This is a genomic window from Streptomyces tateyamensis (assembly GCF_003205575.1).
Lineage (GTDB): Bacteria > Actinomycetota > Actinomycetes > Streptomycetales > Streptomycetaceae > Kitasatospora > Kitasatospora tateyamensis.
The window spans coordinates 1-485 of the sequence record NZ_PYBW01000190.1 but is presented as its reverse complement, the minus strand read 5'-3'; the positions used below and the strand labels follow the sequence as shown (position 1 = coordinate 485).

Annotated in this window: 1 protein-coding gene; it reads right to left on the bottom strand. The window is 71.8% G+C overall.

Translation table 11 applies throughout. The annotated features are described in order from the left end of the window. Window positions 1-180 precede the first annotated feature (180 nt). Window positions 181-485, bottom strand: a 305-nt coding sequence (locus tag C7C46_RS31950) for a transposase (RefSeq protein WP_181442650.1), incomplete at its 5' end; no start/stop codon positions are given.

Genomic DNA, 485 nt, shown 5'->3' with positions numbered 1-485 from the left:
GCCTCTTTGTCTCACGGCGGCAACCTGTTGATCTTGTGCCCGTGATGTCGCGTTGATCCCTGCTCGGGGCGTGGTCCGGGCGGGCGCGTGCGTCGGCTGTCGCGCCGGTGGCGCCGGGTTCCACGGGCCCGGGACTGCGGGTGTGCTCCTCTCGGTGCTCGGCGGGACCGGGGGCGCCGGTCAGGTGGGGTGGGGCAGGGCCATGATGCGGGCGAAGGCGGTGACGATCTCCTTCGCCCAGGGCCAGGTCTTGGGGATCTTGAGTCGGCGTCGGCGCTGGCCGTGTACGAGCACGGCGGGGACGTGCAGGAAGCGGTAGCGCAGGGTCTTGGGGGTGGCCCGGGCGAGCTCGCCTTCGAGGGCGAGGAGTTGGAGCCAGGCGCGGAGGTCGGTGGCCAGGGCGACGGCCAGCAGCCATGCCTGGTTGACCTTCAGTTCCTGTGACGGGAACAGGCCCAGGCCGCCGGCCTTGCTGTCGCGGATCC